Origin of the sequence: Staphylococcus sp. AntiMn-1, assembly GCF_001663395.1 — a bacterium.
GTDB lineage: Bacteria > Bacillota > Bacilli > Staphylococcales > Staphylococcaceae > Staphylococcus > Staphylococcus equorum.
Window position 1 is genome coordinate 1235207 of sequence record NZ_CP012968.1, and the last position, 20157, is coordinate 1255363.

Annotated in this window: 19 protein-coding genes and 1 pseudogene; 5 read left to right on the top strand and 15 right to left on the bottom strand. The window is 33.1% G+C overall.

The window, feature by feature from the left end; all coding sequences use genetic code 11:
• Positions 1–208: 208 nt before the first annotated feature.
• Together AOB58_RS06075 and AOB58_RS06080 are read left to right on the top strand one after the other, a co-directional pair.
• Entirely contained in the window at positions 209–802 is a 594-nt protein-coding gene (locus tag AOB58_RS06075) for a hypothetical protein (protein ID WP_064783093.1), read from the top strand.
• A gap of 64 nt (positions 803–866) precedes the next feature.
• Complete coding sequence (locus AOB58_RS06080; protein WP_021339421.1) at positions 867–1118, top strand: GlsB/YeaQ/YmgE family stress response membrane protein; 252 nt, start codon at positions 867–869, stop codon at positions 1116–1118.
• 497 nt (positions 1119–1615) lie between these two features.
• Here the strand turns inward: AOB58_RS06080 and AOB58_RS06085 are convergent, their stop codons facing one another.
• The 11 genes from AOB58_RS06085 to norA all read right to left on the bottom strand — a co-directional run bounded on the left by AOB58_RS06085 (position 1616) and on the right by norA (position 14920).
• Positions 1616–2680, bottom strand: a complete 1065-nt coding sequence (locus AOB58_RS06085) for a glycosyltransferase family 2 protein (protein ID WP_064783094.1) — start codon at positions 2678–2680, stop codon at positions 1616–1618.
• A gap of 552 nt (positions 2681–3232) precedes the next feature.
• The gene (locus tag AOB58_RS06090) at positions 3233–4072 is read right to left on the bottom strand and encodes an aldo/keto reductase (protein WP_021339419.1); all 840 of its coding nucleotides are present in this window, start codon (positions 4070–4072) and stop codon (positions 3233–3235) included.
• Positions 4073–4295: 223 nt separating this feature from the next.
• Positions 4296–5645: a hemolysin family protein gene (locus tag AOB58_RS06095; RefSeq protein WP_002508328.1), complete on the bottom strand. Its 1350-nt coding sequence runs from the start codon at positions 5643–5645 to the stop codon at positions 4296–4298.
• Between the two features lie 303 nt (positions 5646–5948).
• A complete protein-coding gene (gene nagA / locus AOB58_RS06100) occupies positions 5949–7106 on the bottom strand; it encodes an N-acetylglucosamine-6-phosphate deacetylase (RefSeq protein ID WP_046465069.1) in 1158 nt (385 codons plus the stop codon).
• A 219-nt stretch (positions 7107–7325) separates the two neighbouring features.
• The gene (locus tag AOB58_RS06105; RefSeq protein WP_064783095.1) at positions 7326–9257 is read right to left on the bottom strand and encodes a PTS fructose transporter subunit IIABC; all 1932 of its coding nucleotides are present in this window, start codon (positions 9255–9257) and stop codon (positions 7326–7328) included.
• Position 9258: 1 nt separating this feature from the next.
• The gene (pfkB, locus tag AOB58_RS06110; RefSeq protein WP_046465068.1) at positions 9259–10182 is read right to left on the bottom strand and encodes a 1-phosphofructokinase; all 924 of its coding nucleotides are present in this window, start codon (positions 10180–10182) and stop codon (positions 9259–9261) included.
• Entirely contained in the window at positions 10179–10937 is a 759-nt protein-coding gene (locus AOB58_RS06115; protein ID WP_064783096.1) for a DeoR/GlpR family DNA-binding transcription regulator, read from the bottom strand. Before AOB58_RS06115 ends, pfkB begins: the two co-directional genes overlap by 4 nt.
• 220 nt (positions 10938–11157) lie before the next feature.
• Positions 11158–11646 (bottom strand): Cys-tRNA(Pro) deacylase, encoded by a 489-nt coding sequence (ybaK, locus tag AOB58_RS06120; protein WP_064783097.1) that lies wholly within the window; start codon positions 11644–11646, stop codon positions 11158–11160.
• Between the two features lie 82 nt (positions 11647–11728).
• Entirely contained in the window at positions 11729–12601 is an 873-nt protein-coding gene (gene galU / locus AOB58_RS06125; protein WP_064783098.1) for a UTP--glucose-1-phosphate uridylyltransferase GalU, read from the bottom strand.
• Positions 12602–12775: 174 nt separating this feature from the next.
• Positions 12776–13516: a hypothetical protein gene (locus AOB58_RS06130; protein WP_064783099.1), complete on the bottom strand. Its 741-nt coding sequence runs from the start codon at positions 13514–13516 to the stop codon at positions 12776–12778.
• A 243-nt stretch (positions 13517–13759) separates the two neighbouring features.
• Entirely contained in the window at positions 13760–14920 is a 1161-nt protein-coding gene (norA, locus tag AOB58_RS06135) for a multidrug efflux MFS transporter NorA (protein WP_064783100.1), read from the bottom strand.
• A gap of 199 nt (positions 14921–15119) precedes the next feature.
• Between norA and AOB58_RS06140 the strand changes: the two genes are divergently transcribed.
• From AOB58_RS06140 to AOB58_RS13765, 3 genes are all read left to right on the top strand, one after another.
• Entirely contained in the window at positions 15120–15539 is a 420-nt protein-coding gene (locus tag AOB58_RS06140; RefSeq protein WP_002508337.1) for a PPC domain-containing DNA-binding protein, read from the top strand.
• Between the two features lie 407 nt (positions 15540–15946).
• A complete protein-coding gene (locus AOB58_RS06145) occupies positions 15947–16564 on the top strand; it encodes a DUF1361 domain-containing protein (RefSeq protein WP_021339413.1) in 618 nt (205 codons plus the stop codon).
• Positions 16561–16836, top strand: coding sequence for a hypothetical protein (locus tag AOB58_RS13765; protein ID WP_021339412.1), 276 nt, complete (start codon positions 16561–16563; stop codon positions 16834–16836). The genes AOB58_RS06145 and AOB58_RS13765 overlap by 4 nt, the downstream gene beginning before the upstream one ends.
• Positions 16837–17179: 343 nt before the next feature.
• Here AOB58_RS13765 and mdh read toward each other — a convergent pair whose 3' ends face one another.
• The 4 genes and pseudogenes from mdh to AOB58_RS06165 form a co-directional block, all read right to left on the bottom strand.
• Positions 17180–18115: a malate dehydrogenase gene (mdh, locus tag AOB58_RS06150; RefSeq protein ID WP_064783101.1), complete on the bottom strand. Its 936-nt coding sequence runs from the start codon at positions 18113–18115 to the stop codon at positions 17180–17182.
• Between the two features lie 116 nt (positions 18116–18231).
• Positions 18232–18843, bottom strand: coding sequence for a DedA family protein (locus AOB58_RS06155; RefSeq protein ID WP_002508340.1), 612 nt, complete (start codon positions 18841–18843; stop codon positions 18232–18234).
• A gap of 59 nt (positions 18844–18902) precedes the next feature.
• Positions 18903–19202: a hypothetical protein gene (locus tag AOB58_RS06160; RefSeq protein WP_002508341.1), complete on the bottom strand. Its 300-nt coding sequence runs from the start codon at positions 19200–19202 to the stop codon at positions 18903–18905.
• A 25-nt stretch (positions 19203–19227) separates the two neighbouring features.
• A pseudogene (locus tag AOB58_RS06165) lies at positions 19228–20135 on the bottom strand (aldo/keto reductase).
• Between the last annotated feature and the right edge of the window lie 22 nt (positions 20136–20157).

Here is a 20157-nt window from a genome sequence, read left to right on the forward strand (position 1 = left end):
TGCTTCTTATCCACATAACGGTGTCACTCATTTTAGTGACTTTAAATCGTTAGGATAACTATCACTGCTAATATATATAAGAAAAACATATTTATTTCTATTTGACCTAATATTTTATGTAAATTTAAATAATTAATTGTTATTAAATGATTAACGTAATATTAATTGGTATAATGTTGCAGTGAAGTATCTAGGTTAGGAGAGCAACATGCTAATAAATATAATTATAAATATAGCTGCGGTATTAATTATTCTTGGAATTGATTTATATCGTCAGAATTTCAAACAACTTAAGTTTAGCTCTATACTCATTGCTTTATCTGTAAATGGTCTCATCAATTTATTTCTCGTCGGTGAATATGACTACATCGCATTTTATACAAGTGCGCAACTCATCATTTGGGCCATATTACAATTGTATATAAATAGAAAAGTAACTGTATACGTTATAACAGATCAAAAATTTATTGCGATTGTTCTTACTATTATAATGAGTACATCCTTAATACTTACTTATAGTACAAGTCATGATTCATTTTATATGTCTATTCCTTATTTAGCCCCAGCCATTTTTATCATAGGCGCTATCATGCTTTTTTATAGCACATTTCAACCAAAGGAAAAAGAACAACTTAAATTTATGAATCGTATTCGACGCCCTATTTTTGTGGGCCAAATATTAATTATTGCATCATCATCAGTAATGACACTATTAACACCTTATTGGTATGCTTTTTTAATTATTCATTTATTATTTATATCATTCTTATTATGGCAGAATATATTTTCTTCACATAAATGATTAACCTTTTATATTTCGTGGTATAGATTAGAAGTCGAACGAATAATAAAGGAGGCAAAACAATATGGGCTTTATACTTATGTTAATAGTCGGTGGTTTAATCGGTTGGATAGCTGGTGGCATCGTAGGTAAAGATATACCAGGTGGTATTTTAGGTAATATTATCGCTGGTATTGTAGGTTCCGCACTAGGCTCTTGGTTACTTGGTGATTGGGGTTGGCATTTAGGTGGCATCGCAATATTCCCAGCACTTATTGGGACAATTATTCTAGTAGCAATTGTTTCATTTATTTTCGGTAAATTACGTAAAAAATAAAATTACTAATCTAAAACATTAATAATTTAAATCAAGGCGATAAACCAAATGCTGCAAAGGCACTTGGTTTATTTTTTATAGCTATTAATTCTCTTGAGTCAATCTGTGTTTATTAATTCCATTATTTAATGCCAATTGAAAAGGCTATTGATGATGACTGACTCCTAACTACTAGTTAATAAAGCACTAGACGGATACTAAATGCTGATACTGCGCCTACAGAAAGTGTACAAAAAAAAGTGAAGTTGAGACATGTATTTTGTCTCAACCTCACTTTTTAATTTGGCAGTAGCTGACTGAATTGAAAATGCACTCATATCAATATTTTAAATAACCACACTACTTCATCTATAAAGTTAAGTTGTTATTATGCGCGCACTTCAGCTCTTGTATTCCATTTTCTAGTCATCTTTGCCGAGCTTGGCTCATACAACGAAATCTTATTTAAAAATAAATTTTTGTCCTACTCGCACTTTAAAACATCTAAGTTTTAATTATTATCTATTTTTAACAAGTTTTTTCTCTTCTTCACTTTCATTTATCTTACTTTCATAATTTTGATGATCTTGTTTAAAACGCTCATTCATAGTTTCTTCAAAGCTACGTTCCACTCGTTGACTTGAACAATTTAAGTTCGATGCTTGTACAATATATTTCGGTCGTTGTTTGACCTCATAATAAATACGTCCAATATATTCACCAACGATTCCAATTGAAATCATTTGTATACCACCTAATAGTAATATTGCAGCAATAGTTGAGAAATAACCTGGTGTTTCAATACCATTAAACACAATTCCTGCAAAACTATAACCGATATACAATAGACTGATAAAGAACACAATAAAACCAAGATAAATCATTGCACGTAAGGGTTTGTTATTAAAGGATATCAAGCCATCAATACCATAATTTAACAATTTACCAAATGACCATTTAGATTCCCCGTCTTCTCTTTCTACGTTTTCATAAGTAAACACTTTGGTGTTATACCCAATCCATTCATATAGCCCTTTTGAAAAACGGTTGTATTCATCTAAATCAGTCAATGAATGCACTGCACGTTGACTCAGCAATCTGAAATCGCCGACACCATCTTCCAATTTAATATCTTCTACAAAACGATTAATCATTTTGTAATACAATCTTGTCATGAATTTTCTAGTTGGTTTTTCATTCTTTCTGTCACGCTTCGCAACAACTTGATCATAACCGTCCATATAGCCAGCAATCATTTGGGGTATTAATTCAGGCGGGTGTTGCAGATCAGCATCTATCATAATTGCTGCGTCACAATCTTCACTATTTTGGAAACCTGCAATCATCGCAGACTCTTTTCCAAAATTGCGACTAAACGAAATAAATTTCACATGATTATCCTTAGTCGCTACATCTTGAATAAATTTTATTGTTTGATCTTTACTACCATCATCTACAAATAGTAAATCATAGTCATATTGATGATGTTGACTATCTTTTGATAATATCTCAGTCAAACGTTGATAAGTCTTTAATACTACTTCACCTTCATTATAACAGGGCACTATAACTCTTATTTGCATATTAAACACCTTCATTTCAATTACTTCAATTTCACTTTATCAATTTTTATCACTATAATGCTATACTAACCAATTAGATTTACACAATCTTTATATAGCCTTAATATTTATTGCCCAAACTTAACTTAAACAACTTATTTTTTAAAAATATATAATCATTTAAATTAGATAGATCTTAAAAAACAGAGTAAAATGATTTAAGCGTTACAAAATAAGATAATACATTGAAATTTAAATATGGTTACTAATATTGTTCAGTATTAAAATCATTAAAAGTTATAATTTGTAACTTTAGTCTATCAACTATTTGATGAATTTGGAAACAAAACCCTTTATTATCGCTACTAGAACTATTTCAATACTTATTATTATACATATATATAGCACATCGCTTTTTAAAAGTACTGGCGCATAAGGAATAGAATAAGTCAGAACTACTGACTCAATCCATATTATAAAAATTAAAAGCACCAAGCCATTAGAAAAAACTAATAGATTGATGCTTTCTATTTGAGCTTGAAATATTTATGCTCTAGGTTCTTGTATCACTTCTTATTTCAAACTACCTATACGTACATTATCTGGATCATTTCCTTGACGGTCATCACAATTCAAACGATCTATCTCAGCAATATCTGTCAATTCTAAATTAAAGTCGAAAATATCGTAATTTTCTTTAATGCGTTCTGGTGTTTTTGATTTCGGAATAATTAAGCGATCATGTGACAAATGCCAACGCAATACAATTTGGGCTGGTGTTTTACCATAGCGGCTTGCCATATCTGTGATCAACTCGTGTTCTAATAAACCTCTATTTCTCATCAAGGGCATCCATGCTGTCACAGCGATATCATGCTTATTACAAAAAGTTTGTAGTTCATGTTGATTAAAGTATGGATGCACCTCTATTTGATTCACAGCAGGTACGATATCAGTTTGGGACATTAATTTTTCTAAATGGTGCGCATTAAAGTTACAGACACCAATTGCTCGGACTTTGCCTTCTTCATATAATTTTTCCATTGCTTTATAAGTTTCAACAAATAAACCATCCGCTTCACATGGCCAATGTATTAAAAATAAATCTAAATAATCTGTTCCTAGGTTTTCTATCGATTTTGTGAAAAATTCGATTGTATTGTCATAACCTTGGTAATCATTCCAAATTTTTGATGTAAGAAATAAATCTTCGCGCGCTATTTCAGATTGTTTTAATGCTTTGCCTAACGCTATTTCATTTTTATAAAAATAAGCAGTATCAAATGCACGGTAACCCGCTTCTAAAGCAGCTGTTACTGCAGGTGCCATTTCTTCATCTGCAATTTTATATACTCCAAGACCCACTCTCGGCATTGGATAACCATTATTTAAATAATACACGTCTTCTAACATAATTAATCCCCCTTCAACTAAGTTGAAATTATTATAAAGATATATCGTTATACTCTAATCATTATAGCAATACGTAATACATGTATCACGCATAATTGTTTCAATATCAACGCCACCACTATTATGGTAGTAACCTAAGCCTTCTCATGTGAAACACATATACAAAAAAGCTATCGACAAAATCAGAGACTTTATCGATAGCTTTAAATATATAAGACAATGATTAATCGTTATCTTCATTGTCTTCATTATCTTCAGGTGTGGGACGTGTTGCATTGTATTCAACTTCTAATAAAACAGTAATAATTTGATGGTTATCGACTTCTGATATAATCCAACGATCATATTCAGTATCGACATAATCATTTTGTTGTAAGTTTGTATTATGTGCTTGCAACCAACCACCGATTGTATCAATGTCTTCAGAATCAGCAAATTCAATGCCGAGTTCATCATTTAAATCGTCTAATAATACACGACCACTAATTTGATATCTGCTGTCTGTTACTTTTACAACATCGTTTACTTCGTCGTCATCAAATTCATCACGAATTTCGCCAACGATTTCTTCTAAAATATCTTCCATCGTCAAGATACCTGCTGTACCACCATATTCATCAATAATCAAACTGATATGAACATGTTCACGTTGCATACGAACTAACGCATCGCTAATACGTGTTGTTTCAGAAATCATTGGTAAATCATGAATGTAATTACCTACTTTAATAGGTTTGCCTGAAGCATATTCTGTTAAAAACTCTTTTACATTAAGAAAACCTTTTACATGGTCTTTGTCCCCATCTTCTGTAATCGGGTAACGTGTAAATTGATGTTCTTTAATTGTGTCTAATAGCTCATTTACATTAAAGGGTTCGTTCAATGTAGTCATTTGTGTACGAGGCACCATGATATCTTTGGCTTGTCTCTCATCAAATGAGAAGATGTTTTGCATATAAGCCAATTCTGTTTGGTTTATTTCGCCACCGTTATAGCTATTGTTTATTATAATTTTTATTTCTTCTTCTGACATTGCATCGTTATTCGCATCAGGATCTACACCGAACATACGTATAATCATTCTTGAAGAACCATTCATTAGCCAGATCAACGGTTTCATAATGGCACCGAAGTAATACAATGGTCTAGCATATATCAATGCTACTTTCACAGTATGTTGAATGGCCAACGTTTTTGGTGCCAGTTCACCGAGTACTACGTGCAGGTAGGTCACAATAATAAATGCGACAATAAATGAAATTGTCGTTGTTAAGGCTTCAGGTAAATTAACTGCTTCAAATAATGGATGTAATAATTTACTAAAGGTCGGTTCACCTAACCAACCTAATCCTAAAGATGTCACTGTAATACCCAATTGACACGCTGATAAGTAGTAGTCCAAGTTTTTAATCATTTTTTTTACTATACGTGCATTACCATTGCCTTCTGCTACGAGTTGTTCAATTTTTGTCGCGCGGACTTTCACTAATGAAAATTCCGATCCTACGAATACCGTTGTTAATGCTATTAAAAAAACAAATAATGCTAAATTTATTATGGTCACAGTTTCCAATTAGTTCCCTATTTCTAGGGATTCACCTCCAAATATCGTGTCACAATAGGTGACCGTACATAAGATTTATTGCTATGTTGCATTTTCATATTATATACTAAATCCTTCCCATTTGTGACACCTCCCGAAAAATACGCATTTCTTCTATTTTATCACAATCTTAAGTCATCATGTAATTTGTACGTACGAAATTTTATTTCTCTAACTTAACATTTAAACGCAAATTTTAAGTCGCGTCAACTTTTTGATTCAATTTACACTTTACATAACACGTTTTAAAGTGAGTTAAATTTCAGATTGTTATTAAGAAAATTTGTGTATTTCGCCTGCTTTTATAGTAGTTTGGACTGTAATTTCATCATCTACTATAACGATGTCTGCGTCTTTTCCGACCTTCAAACTCCCTTTTTGCGATTCAATATTTAATGCGATTGCTTGATTTAAACTTGTTACTCGCCATAAATTATCTAGTGAATCACCCGTATATTGTATTAGATTTTTCAGTCCTTCATTCATTTTCAGTATGCTACCCGCCAGTGCGCCAGATGCTAATCGAGCTTCAGAACCTTTTACTATAACGTTTTGTCCGCCTAAATCATATTCACCATCTGGCATACCTTTCGCTCTCATTGCATCAGTAATTAAGAAAAAGCGTGTATTCCCCTTTTGTTTATAAGCAATTTGAATCGCTGTAGGGTGTGAATGAATACCATCCACGATAAGTTCAGTACTTAAGCTATCATTGGTCCATGCCGCACCAAAAACACCTGGTTCTCTATGCTCGAATGGAGTTCCAGCATTATATAAATGCGTCACATGTTTAGCGCCACGTGCTACCGCTTCATTTGTTTCATCAAAAGTTGCAACCGTATGACCAATAGAAAAACGTATTTGATCATGTAACGCCTCTAATGTTTCGTGAGCACCTTCAACCTCAGGAGCAAATGTGATCACTTTAATTTGGTTGTTAGCTGTTTTTTGAAATTGTTGTACTTTTTCTATAGAGGGTCTTTGCACATAGGCTGGGTTTTGCGCTCCTACTTTATGTTCAGAAATAAATGGTCCTTCTAAATGTATGCCTACGATGTCGGCTGCTTTTAGAACGTTCTGTTGTTTCTGATATTCGATGATGTTTTCTAATGCTTTTGTAATATTCTCGTCAGATTGTGTCATTGTTGTGGCTAAGAAACTTGTTGTGCCTTCAGATAATAGTGATTCTGCTAAATGTTTCAATCCATCATATGATGCGTCCATCGCATCTTCTCCATAGCCACCGTGCATATGAATATCTATAAACCCTGGTAAAACATGCTGACCTTGAGCATCATAAGTTGTTAACGCACCTTCATAATCCCCTTTGCCTACGTCAGTAATTTTATCGTTCTTAACAATAATATATCCGCGTTCTATTATTTCTTCTTCAGTATAAATTCTCCCATTTTCAATCACATATTCAGCCATTTTCTCTACCTTCTTTTCTTTGTTTTACCCAATGTGTCTATTTCAACACTTCGCTTTTTATTTTACCAAACTTAAGTCTTTTATTATATTCAAAAGTTTTTGAATTTCAGTATTACATATAAATAAAAACCAGCAGAAATACTCATTAACTTGTGAGCTTCTACTGGTTTTTCTAAGTTTATTCATTTTATAAAACTTTATACACTAGTTAGCTGTAACTTAAGAACTTTGTATTTCGTCTTCCGTCACTTTTGGTTTTAACAATCCATAAATGATTGCACCTACGATTGATCCTATAACAATTGCAATAAGTGATTGTATCACGTGACTGAAATCAGTACCTACTATCACAAAGATACCACCGTGTGGCGCTTGAATTGAAGAACCTAGTCCTAATGCGATTGCACCTGCAACCCCTGAACCCACCATCATTGATGGAATAACTCTTAGTGGATCAGCTGCTGCAAACGGAATTGCTCCTTCTGTAATGAAAGATAATCCCATTACATAGTTTGGTGCGATAGAACCTTTTTGCTCTTTAGTAAATTTCTTGCGGAAAATTAACATCGCTGTTGCAATTGCGATTGGTGGTACCATACCACCAATCATTGCAGCTGTAATTGGTGCAGCATTGCCTTCTGTTAACGCTGCAGTCGCAAATACGTATGCTGCTTTATTAAATGGTCCACCCATATCGATAGCCATCATTGCACCAATGACTAATCCTAAGAGCATAATATTCGTTCCTGATAAACCTTCTAAACCATTAAGTAGTAAATTATTCAACCACGACGCTGGAGGGTTTAATACATAAACCATTACTAAACCTGTGATTGTTACTGATAATACTGGGAAAATTAATGTAGGTTTCAAACCTTCTAATGATTGAGGTAACCCGCTGACAAGTTTCTTAATACCTTGTGTTAAATAACCTGCTAAGAAACCTGCAAGAATACCTCCGATAAAACCTGCATCACCTGAAATTGCTAACATACCACCAACTAAACCAGCTGCAAAACCTGGTTTATCTGCAATACTACGCGCAATATAACCAGCGAGAATTGGTATAATTAACGCAAAGGCACTCTGATTACCAATATTCCATAATTGTTCAGCAAATGCATTATACTCAGAACTATTTGGATCATACGAGTTTGGTCCAAATAAGAAAGCGATTGCCATTAAAATACCACCGGCAATAACAAGCGGTAACATATTGGAAACACCATTCATTAAGTGTTTATAAATTGTTTTACCAAAGCCTTGTTTTTCATTACTTCCAGACTGATTTGATGCTTTATGATTGCCTTTGGCTACAAATGGTTTACGAGAAGTATCTTGTGCTATATTGATCAGTTCTTCAGGGCGTTTAATACCATCTGCAACTGGTACTTCCACAACATTTTTACCATCAAAACGGTCTGTTTCCACATTTACATCTGCTGCAACAATGACGCCAGTTGCGCGACGAACATCTTCATCAGTAATGTGGTTTTTTATGCCACCTGAACCATTCGTTTCAACTTTTATTTTTACGTTCATTTTTTCAGCTTGTTTTTTTAAAGCGTCACGAGCCATATAAGTATGTGCGATACCTGTTGGACATGCCGTAACAGCTAAGATATAGGGTTCATCCGAATCTGTTGCTGGTGTAGTCGCAGCTGCTTGTGTTTCTGCTACTTCCTCTTCGGTCGCTTCATCATCTGCTTTATCTATAATTTGAAGCACTTCTTGTGGAGAATTTGCGTGAAGTAAATCTTCACGCACTTTTTCGTCCATTAAAATACCTGATAGCTTAGCTAATGCATCTAAATGAGTTTGTGCCCCACCTTCTGGCGCTGCAATCATAAAGAATAAATGTGCAGGTTGCATATCCAAACTTTGATAATCAACACCTGTTTTTGATTTGCCGAATGCAATCGCCGGTGTGTCTACTGCTGCTACTTTTGCATGGGGTATCGCGATACCTTCACCAATACCTGTAGTACTTTGTGATTCACGATTATGAATTGCTTCTTTAAACGTTGTTACATTATTGAGTTTGCCCGCTTTATCGAGTTGATTCACTAACTCATCAATAACACCATTTTTTTCTGTTGAAGAAAGGTCCATTGCAATTGTATCTTTTGTTAATAACTCGGTTATTCTCATCTTATTCACTCCCACCTAATGTTGTAATCATTACTTGTGATTTAATATTTTCAATAGACGTCCTCGTTGCCAAGTCATCGTTAAATGCTGTTGCCGTCCCAGCCGATACAGCCTGTTTAAATGCTTCTTTAATAGATAAACCAGAATTTAGCCCTGCAACCATCCCCGCTACAGTACTATCACCTGAGCCTACTGTATTTACTACTTGACCATTTGGTACAAGTGCTTTGTAACTATGTTGCTTGTCTACGTATACAGCTCCATCTCCACCGAGAGAAATAATGACTGAAGTCGCGCCCATTTTCAAAATTTCACGGCCGTAATTCATTACTTCTTTATCTGAATTGATAGTCGTATCGAACATCACTTCTAATTCATCTTTATTTGGCTTGATAAATAAAGGGTGATATTTCAAAACAGATTCAACGAGTTCTTTTTCAGCATCAACGACAAGTTTCGCGCCTGTATCTTGTGTGATTTCCGCAATTTGTTCGTATGCGTTAGCAGGTACACTTTTAGGAATGCTACCCGCAACAATAACTGTATCGTGTTCTGAAGTACTGCTGATTTGTGTTAATAAGGCTTCGAATTGTAATTGAGTTATATTAGGTCCTGGCGCGTTAATTTCTGTTTCATGACCTGTTTTCAATTTGACGTTAATACGCGTATCTTCATCAACATGCACAAAATCTGTATCAATTTCTGCTTGCTTTAATGTTTCTTCAATAAATCGACCTGGAAATCCCCCGGTAAAACCTAACGCTGTAGATTGAACACCTAATGTTTTTAAAACTCTTGAAACATTTATGCCCTTACCACCTGCAAATTTATTTGTTTCAGTTGCTCTGTTTAACCCATTAAGTTCAAATTCATTTGAAAACATAATGTAATCAATAGAAGGATTAAAGGTTACTGTATAAATCATAATGTTCCTCCAATAAAATTATATTTTTTAGCATAATATTGAAAAGTCACGCCTTGCATCGCTTTTGCAGAAGTGACTAACGCCACATTCTCTAGTAAAGGCACATGTGCGAAATATACTTTTTCATATTTAGCATGGTCTACTAATACATAAACTTGCGTTCCTAATTCCATAGCATGGTGCTTTATGATTGCTTCTTGTTCATCTGGTGTAGTCAGTCCATATTTCATGTCAATACCGTTCATACCGAGAAACACTTTATCAAAACGATATCGATTCAGCGTCTTCAGTGCACTCGCACCTACTGTAGCAAATGTTGTTGCTTTCACTTCTCCACCAAGGATGAGTGTTCTAATACCTCGTTTTAATAATTCTTCTACGTGCGTCAAACCATTTGTCACTACAATAATGTCATTTGCATTAATATATGGAATCATTTCTAAAGTTGTTGAACCCGCATCTAAAAACACACAATCGTCATCATCTATTTGGCTCGCTGCTAATCTCCCAATTTCTTGTTTTTCTCTTAGATTAGTACTTCTTTTATCAGCCAAATTAGGTTCTAACAAAGATGATTGATTTAGCTTTGCGCCACCATGTATTCTTTTTAACTTTCCCATTTGTTGCAATTTTGATAAATCGCGACGAACTGTTGAGGCACTACTACCTGTTCGATCAATCAATTCTTGTAGTGTTAAAAAGTCTTTTTGTGACAATTCAGCCAATATTAACTCGTGGCGTTTTTCCGTAATCATCGCTTCACCTCATCTCAACACCATTATAATGTTTCCGTTTTCATTTTTCAATCATTATTTACCAAAAACAATCAAAATCAATCAAAAATATGACACATTTTTTCAAAATCTCTTCATTTAGCTATCTACTTTAAAAATCAAATCAGTTTTTATTTCATAAAGCAAAAAACCATAAAGCAGGAAATAATCCGTTACTTTATGGTCATTAGCTTAATAATATTTAATTATGTTCATCATGTGTCACTTTTTTAACTTTGGCTCGTGTTGTTCTAATTAAATGCGCTACATCTATTTTAATTTGTGTACCACGTGCTCCACCACTGACATAGATAGCATCTATTTCTTCAACTTGTCGATCAATAATTGTTGGGAATTGCCGTTTCATACCAATCGGAGAACAACCGCCACGGACGTAGCCAGTCACTTTTTTTAAATCATCAAGTGGCATTAACTGTAATTTCTTTTCATTAACTGCTTGCGCTGCTGACTTCATATCAAGAGAGGCATTTACAGGAATAATAAATACAAAGTGCGCATGTTTAGCATTTTCTAACACGAGTGTTTTATAAACTTGTGATACATCTACGCCGACTTTTTCAGCTACAGTCTTTCCATCCATACGACTTTCTGATACCTCGTAAGTATTGACGCAATACTCAATTTTCAAGCGATCGAGCATACGCATTGCATTTGTTTTAACTTCCTTCATTACAACACCTCGTATCATATGTTAGTAATAGTTCACTAAGTTATAACTGATATCATTCATACTTTTATTTAAAATCTAAGATTTATTTATTTAAGTCTAAGTTTTTTATAAAACGAGTTAATTCTTCATGCATAGATTCATCTTTTAAAGCAAATTCAATTGTAGTTTTCACAAAACCTAATTTTTCACCTACATCGAATCGATCACCTTCAAAGTCGTAAGCATAAACTTGATCATGTTTATTTAATCTTTCAATTGCGTCCGTAAGTTGAATTTCTCCACCTGCACCTTTGCTTTGAGTTTTTAAATAATCAAAAATATCAGCTGTAAGAACATAGCGACCCATAATTGCTAAATTAGACGGCGCAGTGCCTTGTTTCGGTTTTTCAACGAATTCTTTCACTTCATATTTTCTACCTGATTTTTCTAATGGATCGATAATACCATAGCGATGTGTTTGGTCTTCTTCTACTTCTTGTACACCGATCACAGACTTTCCAGTTTCTTCGTAAGCTTCTATCAATTGCTTAATGGCTGGATTATCAGATTCAACAATATCATCACCTAAAAGCACCGCAAATGGCTCATCACCTATAAATTGGCGTGCAGAATAAATAGCATGACCTAAACCTTTTTGCTCTTTTTGTCTTACATAAAATATATTAGCAAGTTCTGTAGAATATTTTACTTTTTCTAGTAAGTCCGTTTTTCCTTTATCTTGTAAAATCATTTCTAATTCTTTTTGATTATCAAAATGGTCTTCAATTGCACGTTTATGTTTACCAGTAACTATAATGATATCTTCGATGCCTGCTCGTGCTGCTTCTTCTACTATGTATTGGATTGTAGGTTTATCTAATATAGGTAACATTTCTTTTGGCATAGCTTTCGTAGCTGGTAAAAATCTTGTTCCTAAGCCAGCTGCAGGTATGATTGCTTTTTTTATCTTTTTCAAAAATGCTCATCCTTTTCATTAAAATATTTTAATCTTGGTTTATATAGTTTGCACTCATTTCAATTGATAATATTATCATAACATTGATACTTACTGCTTTATACTAATTTCATAGCATAAAAAAAGCCGCGCAACTCCATTTTATCATCAGTTTACGCGACTTATATTTTACTTTTAATTTAACGATGGCTGACGAACTACGTCACCCACTTTGTTTACTACCACTTTATATTCTTTTTCTGTTTTAGACTCATAAAAAGTATAAAACATACCTTCTTTAGATGTTTTAACATTTTTGAGAACTGCATTCTCACCGAGTTCATCTTTAGCATACTTTTCAGCAATTACTTTTGATTCTTGAGGTGAAATACTAGGTGTATTAGAAGTTTGTTGCTCTTTCACGCGATATGACTTATCAAAAATGTGCGCTTTATTATTTTTATCTACCGTAACTCTATAAAAAGTGTTGGGCTGTTCTTTGTTTTCAAAAGTAAAAATATAATAATAGGCACCTTGGCATGTGCGATCAATACCATAATCATTATATGCATTAGCAGCATTATTATCTTTATTCACAAGTGTTTGTGCTTCTTTTTGTGCTTCGGAGAACTTGGGTAAATTAGAATTCCCGATTTCATTATTTTTTAAATTGTGTGTCGTTTTTTTAGCTATTGGTACATATGCTTCGGCATTATAAGGTTCTTCTTGTTCAACATCTTTCACTGCTGCACTAATAGTATTATCACTGTTGTGATTGTCGTCACCTTTAGTTTCAGTTCGTTTATCATTGTTTGAACAACTAGAAATTGTTTCATGAACTTTTGCTAGTGCTTGTTGATTTGTAGCTATAAATAAGAGAAAACATAAACAACAAGCAAGAAGGAATGCGATAATTGATAAAATTAAATTTTTCAAATTCATCCCCTTACTTACATTACTTTTTTAATATTTCCTACATATTAGCATATTTTATTAACTTAAAACTTATATAGACCACAATTTAAACCAATCGTAATCTCTGTAACATTAATATTACGCAATATGACTTTATTTAATCTTAATGTCATATTGCGAGTCATATAACGCTAAAATTATATAAATTAAAAAGAACGTACGTGAATGAGTCTACGTACGTTCTACTTTATTTATCTTTTTAAGTTATGATTTTCTAAGATTCGTTCTTATCATTTTTTCAACTAGTATAACAAACATACCAAGTATCATTACTGCAACTGCCATATATAAAGGATATTCAAAGTTAACGTCATATAACGTCCCAGCCACTAAAGGTCCTATAAAATTCCCCATACTCGTAAAAGTGGAATTTAAACCACCTGCAAAACCTTGACGATCTCCTGCAATATTAGAAAAATAATTCGTGATTGCAGGTCTAATCATATCAAAACCAATAAACACAATAAAGCTGATTACCATGATAGACCAATAACCATCCACAAATGTCAAAGCGAGTAATACAATTGCTGAATATATCAACGAATAATTGATAAATGTGAGTTCTTTAAAATGTTTCATAAATTTATCAAAGAAGAATACTTGGAATACAGCACCTAATATACCCCCACCTGTAATTGCAAATGAAATATCTAAAGGTGAATAATGTGCTTTATCTGCTGTATATAATGGGAATAATGTTTCAAATGCTGATAATCCAAAAGCGAGCACAAGTGTTAAGGTGATTGGTGTAAGGAAGACTTTCCAATCAATTTTTGTAAGTAATTCAGGTTGATACACTGTAAATCCATCTTGTGTTTCGTTTTTAGGATTTTTAATCAAGATAATAGAAAGCAGTAATGCTAAACAGCCACTAAATCCTGCTACGTAAAATGGTAGCCTATGAGAAAATTCTGCAAGAAAGCCACCTATACCTGGCCCTAAAATAAAGCCAGAGTTAATAATTGCTGACATATAGCCAAAATTCTTAGCTTTATCTTTACCTATTGAAATATCTGCAATCATTCCAGTAACACCAGGCATAACCATACCAGCACTGAACCCACCAAGAATTCTAGACACAATTAAGAGTGAGAAAGTATGACTAGCGGCAAACAAGAATTCTGATATTGCAAAAAGTCCTAACCCAATACAAATAATTAATTTCTTTCCTAATTTATCTGCTAACGTCCCACCAAATGGCGAAATAACCATTTGAGCTAATGCAAAGACGGCAACAAGAACCCCTAAATCGCTACCTTTTAATCCTAAATCTTTCAAATAAACAGGAAGAACTGGAACAACTAAACCAATACCTAAAAAGACTAGGAAAATATTAAAATATAAAATTACAAATTGCTTATTCACGTTTCTCACTCCATTCGTTTATACCATTCATATCATGATACGTTCTTTTAATATATATATATATAATATTAGAGTATTTTATAACATTTATACATCAAAAGACAATAGAAAATTTTGTTCATCTAAACACTTTTATATAAACTATAAAAAAGAACTTGTATACTATAGTTGTAATCAATTTTAAGAATGGAGGTTTCACATGGTATATCAAGTTGACGGAAAGACAATTGTGCTTGTTTTAGAACGTGGCGAAGACATTGTAGAAGCAGTGACAGATATAGCTAAAGAACAAGGCGGTAAATTCGGTACAGTAAGTGGCATTGGTGCTTGTGATGATGTAGAACTTAATTTTTATAACATCGACACTAAAACTTATGAGAAAAAATCCTTTGAAGAACCATTAGAATTAATTAGTCTTTTAGGTAATATCTCTCACATCGATGACAAACCATTTGCGCATTTACATGCAACCTTTGGGACTAATACTTACGCAACACTTAGTGGTCATTTAACGAAAGCGGTCGTTTCAGCTACAGCCGAAATTGTAATCACTATGACCGACTTAGATATTAACCGTAAACATGATGAAGCAATTGGACTTAATTTATTAAATTTATAACTGCATCCTAACCAGTGGATCACACGTAGATTAATTGCACTATCGACTCATTAAAGACTGATGAAAGGTTCCGCATATATGGATTCATCAGTCTTTACTTCTTTTCTAGCTAAAACAATTAACCTTTCATTTAGTCGTTTTTTTAAAATGTATTTATAACTACAATCATTCTTTTTTTATTCAACCGTAAATCATTTAGTTAATAACAATTCATCATTATCATTGATATTTACATTCAAAAAATGTATTATATAATCTCATATTCAAAAATACGAGTTAATTTTCCCTTAGCTTTTTTAATATTGAGAGAGGGAATTTTTATTGGCATTTTTTCAATAAAATTGCTATTACTAGTAATTTCCACAATATATTTAAATGCTTTATTCAGAAAGAAAGTAGGTGTATTTATGAAGGCTCGTTATATCGCTAGAACGGTATTTCTAATATTAATCATTATTTCTATTTTCTTTAATGATTACTATCAATTTATGACTTTAAATTTATTTCTAGCATATGTGCCATTTGAACTATGCTTACTCTTAAATCTATTTAAACCTGTACATAAATATGAATGGCCACTATTTATTATTTTTGCTCTTATTTTCTTATTTATGGTGCCTAACACACTTTATATGGTTACAGATTTAATTCACTTAAATCAATTTACATTCAATTTCTATCAAGGTTTAATATTAGTAGAATGGGCATATTTCACTTTTCTAGTATCAGCAGTGTTACTTGCATTGTATTTATTAATTTTAATGTTTTTAGAAATGGAAAAATTCACGCCTTACCTCTGGTTAAATAGAACAATAATCATTGCAATGATGTTTTTAAACGGTTTAGGCATTTATATTGGACGTTTCTTACGTTTACATTCAGTCTACCTTATTAATGAACCGCTTCGCATTATCAATAAAGTATGGTCAAATTTAAATCTTGAAGCAATATGCTTTGTGCTGTTGCTTGTAGTATTACAAGGCATATTAATTTTATTTGCGAAAGGGGTACGAAGTGCAAGATGACATTTAACATTATAATTTTGCTTATTGTGCTTATCGTATTTCAATTAATTATTGGACATCTATTGCATGATATAGGATTTTCATATACTCGTAGTATCATACTCATGTGTCTCCCTTTAGGTATTGGATTATTTTATTTACAATTATTTTATTACGAACGCCGTTTCCCTAATTGGGACGTACCAAAAAATGTAAGAGTAAGACTAAAATATATGTATATATTAACATTTTTTGAATATGTTGCTTTATACATCTGTATTTTTAGATTGTAATTAATTCGAATTTGGATTATAAGTATAAGTAAGTAAATCTAGATCATAATTTTAAATTGAATAAAGGGCTATTAAGGTTCCATAACGGAACCTTAATAGCCCTTTTTTATATTGAAATAAAATCGGGTGGTAATACATAAATCAAAAGTTGTAATTTGACCTAATATGCCCGCCCCACAAGTCTGCCTAGCAAATGGCATACAAGAGCTTAAACTCTTGCATAAGAACTAAAGGGCATTTTCAATTCACTCAGCCACTGCTAATTTAATGATTGAGGCTGAGACATGTATTTTGTCTCAGCCTCATAGTTCTAATAATCTTTCTTAGTATATTTCACTATTGTTTATTGTTTGAGTGATTTTTTTACTTCTGTAACTGCGTTTGCAGAAACTTGTAATTGTGCCTGTTCGTCTTCAGATAATTGTAATTCTACGATACGCTCTATACCTTTAGATCCTAAAATTGTTGGTACGCCTAAACATATATCAGAGAAACTGTATTCTCCCTCTAATAATGCAATGCTTGGTAATAAACGCTTCTGATCTTTTAAAATTGCTTCAACCATACTGTAGACCGCTGATGCAGGTGCATAATACGCTGAACCACTTCCAAGTAATTCTACGATTTCTGCGCCTCCTTTTCGCGTACGCTCTACAATCTGTGTAATTTGCGTATTGTTCAGAAGTTTATTCAGAGGCACGGCGTTTACATTTGTTGATGTTATTAAAGGTAACATCGTATCGCCATGGCCGCCTAACACTAATCCTCTGATATCTTTAACCGATACATTAAGTGCTTCTGCAATAAATGTTTGGTATCTAGCTGTATCTAAGACACCCGATTGTCCGATTACACGTTCCTTTGGAAAACCAGAGGCTTGTAATACAGAATAAGTCATGGCATCTACAGGATTTGTAAGTACGATTATTTTGCAATTAGGTGAATATTTTACAATTTCTTTCGTTACATCGTGCATCACAGCTTCGTTGACTTGAACTAAATCGTCACGACTCATACCAGGTTTGCGTGCCACACCAGCAGTGATGACAACTACATCAGAGTTCGCTGAATCAGCATAATCAATAGTACCTGTTACATTAACATCGAAACCATATATCGGACTACTTTCTAATATATCTAGTGCTTTTCCTTTCACAAGGCCTTCACTCTCTGGACGGTCAATGAGTACGACATCTGCGAGTTCTTGTTGGGCCACAATAAAAGCTAATGTTGCGCCAGTATTTCCAGCACCTATTATCGAAACTTTTTGCTTTGTCATAATGCAATCCCCCTATATCGTCAATACATATTGTATGTTTATTATAACATTCAAAATATGTATCGCGCTATTTAAATCATAAGAATCTAAAATTTAATCTGGGGAGAATATCAATCTTATTTTTGCGTTCTTTGTCGTTTGAACCATTTCCAAATGACAAAAATAATTAAAATAGCTAAAATAATATAAATAATACGAGAATATATATCCATATAATAAACAATCGTGTGCCAATTACCACCTACGGCTTGGCCTAAATAAATTAACACTGCGTTCCAAATGATAGTACCTACTGTAGTAAATAGTATGAATAAGGGGATATTCATACGTGTTAAACCAGCTGGTATTGAAATTAAACTTCTCAATAAAGGAACAAAGCGACAGAAAAAGACTGTCCAATAACCATATTTTTCAAACCATTGAATTGTCTTATCTAAATCTTTCGTCTTCAAACGTAAAATCTTTCCATATTTATCTACAATACGGTAGAGATTACGTTCACCAATCCAAGCGCCTATACCATATAACACAATCGCTCCGACTACAGAACCAATTGTTGAGGTAACTAGAACACCAGTATAGCCTAATCCAGATTGGGTAGTCATAAAACCACCGAACGTTAAAATGATTTCAGATGGAATTGGTGGAAATATATTTTCTAAAAAGATAAGTAGGCCTATGCCCCAATATCCATATTGTTCCATAAATTGTGTAATCCACTGTTCCATTTACTTCCTCCTATTTTGTTCGATAATACATAACCTTTATTTCTCTGGACGTTCATAAATTAAAGTAAATTATTTGCCGCTGCATATAAATATAGTGATGCACCAAATAATGCCATAGATAAAATCGTTAATATTAACGCTAGTATTGCAGTACGTTTGTAATGTTTTATAAACGCTACAAATAAAATACCCGCGTTATAAAAGAAAAACAATCCAAATAGCGTCATCATTAAAGTTATATCAGGAAATGCTAAATTTAAAATTGCGATGACAAGTGCAAATCCTAAAAATGGGAAATTAATAAAATTACGTTGAAATTTAAGTTGGTTTCTTTGATGTTGTTCGTTCTGTGTATTCATTAGTTACGCTCCTTCAATATGTACTTTAAGGGATATCGTGGCCTAGGGACGCTGTATAAATATCAAACCATTCTTGATCTGTAATTGTAACTTCTAAACCTTTTATTGCTTCGTCAATACGTTCTATTTTATGAGTGCCTAATACAGGCATTATTGTTGCTGGATGTTTATTTAACCATGCCATTACAATGCCATTCACACTAGTATGATATTTTTGTGCTAGGGGGAAATCACGGCCATAATTCGAACAGATTTTTCATCTTCTAAATCGAATAATTTACCGCCTGCCATAGGACTCCATGACATCATTTTAACATTATCTTTATACATATGATTCATTAGGCCATTTTCAAGTACATCTATAGTATATGGCGAAATTTCTAATTGGTTTAATGTAATATGCAACTTATCAGAAACAAGATGTTTGCTCAATAAATCATATTCTGATTTATTAAAATTAGAAACTCCAAATGATTTCACTTTCCCCTCGTTAACTAAAGCAGTGATTGCTTCAGTCACTTCTTGTGGATCCATCAAAGGTGATGGTCTATGAATAAGTAGTGAATCCAGATAATCTACTTGCAACTCTTGTAGAGAACGATCTACAGACTTTTGAATATGATGCTTACTATGATCATAACGGTGACCGTCTGCTTCATGTATACGTTCTGATGGCAGCACAATACCACATTTAGTAACAATCTCCATTTGTTCACGTAATTGAGGAGATAATTTCAATGCCTCTCCAAATATACCTTCACATGAGTACCCACCATATATATCAGCATGATCCATAGTAGTAATACCTCGTTCTACTAATTCATTAAGGTAACGATTTAATTGTTGTGGTGTCCACTGCCAATCTTTTGCTCTCCAGAATCCTTGTATTACTTTTGAAAATGAAACATGTTGATTAATCTTTACTTTATCCATATTACCAACACCCCTTTTAATA